1 protein-coding gene is annotated in these 1,036 nt (G+C 63.3%); it reads right to left on the reverse strand.

The window, feature by feature from the left end:
* Positions 1-26: 26 nt before the first annotated feature.
* Positions 27-863 carry a COG3904 family protein gene (locus M0638_RS28410; RefSeq protein ID WP_248670320.1) on the reverse strand — a complete coding sequence of 279 codons (837 nt, stop codon included), beginning with the start codon at positions 861-863 and terminating at the stop codon, positions 27-29.
* Positions 864-1,036: the final 173 nt, after the last annotated feature.

A 1,036-nucleotide genomic window follows, 5' to 3' on the forward strand; every position in this document is an offset into this window, starting at 1 on the left:
GGATGGAGATCACGCCGGCGCCCCAGTCATGGTGTATTCCAACCCCGCCGATACTCCGGATCGCTGCGACGCTGAACGTCGATCGGAGTCAGCCGACGCCGCGCCTCGGCACACCCCTCCACAAACCCTGGATCTGGATTGGCACATTCGCCGGGTCGGGGCAGGCTGCGACGCATTGCCCACCAATCGATGCCGGCCCGGACATTCGGCGGCTGAGCTGCGATCCAGGCGTCCATCATCTGGCGGTCGGCGTGGCCGCGAGCGAAGCCCGTAAGTGGACTGGCTATTGCTGCAGCGTCAGTTGACGGGCGCGACGGTGCAGAAGACGCGGGAGGTGGCGGTGCTAAAGCGGCAGAGCGCGGGTGATTTTCCATGAACTCAGTGCGGGGAATGCTGGCGATTTCGTCGTCTGTAAGCCACGCCATCTGCCCAGGATCGGTGGTCACCATGCGCCCAACGATCGCATTGGGGATGGCGTATTCCCGTGCTACCCGTGCCATCAGGACCGTGGCAGCCATAGTGTTCGCGTTCTCCCCGGCCGAGACCGAGGCGCTATGAACGCCAATCCTGGCACCGCGCTCGATCAACCGATCTTTGGCAGCGGCGAACAATAGAAAACAAGCTGAGGCACAGGTTGCGCCGGTGGGGACCACGACGGCCATGTTCAGCCCGGCGACCAAACCCCGCATCCGGTCCGCAGCAGCAAGATTTCCACCTGGGCTATCGACTACCAAGACGACGCGCCGACCGAGACCTCCCACCAGCCTGATGAAGCGTTCCTCGTCGCCCAGACGGATCGGGCCCTGAGCTTGGATGAAGGTCAGCCGCTCTTCCTCGGAGAGAACACGAAACTCCATGGCCATGACCGGCCATCCCGAGAGCAGTAGACAGATGAGCAGGAAGCTAGCGCGCCAACGGTTCATCCGTGCTTCTCCAGCAAACGAATGCAATCTCGCGTCAGGCGAGCCCCGGTAGCGAGGCGCTGAAGGCGAATATCGTCCCGCAACGAACCCGTTGTCCAGCCGGACCGAAGGCG

Source organism: Roseomonas acroporae (assembly GCF_023223525.1).
In the GTDB taxonomy this organism is placed as follows: Bacteria; Pseudomonadota; Alphaproteobacteria; order Acetobacterales; family Acetobacteraceae; genus Roseomonas_E; species Roseomonas_E acroporae.

Bases quoted from the DNA above. Each gene is read 5' to 3' on its own strand.
- M0638_RS28410 (WP_248670320.1), bottom strand. From the start codon at position 863: ATGGCCATGGAGTTTCGTGTTCTCTCCGAGGAAGAGCGGCTGACCTTC.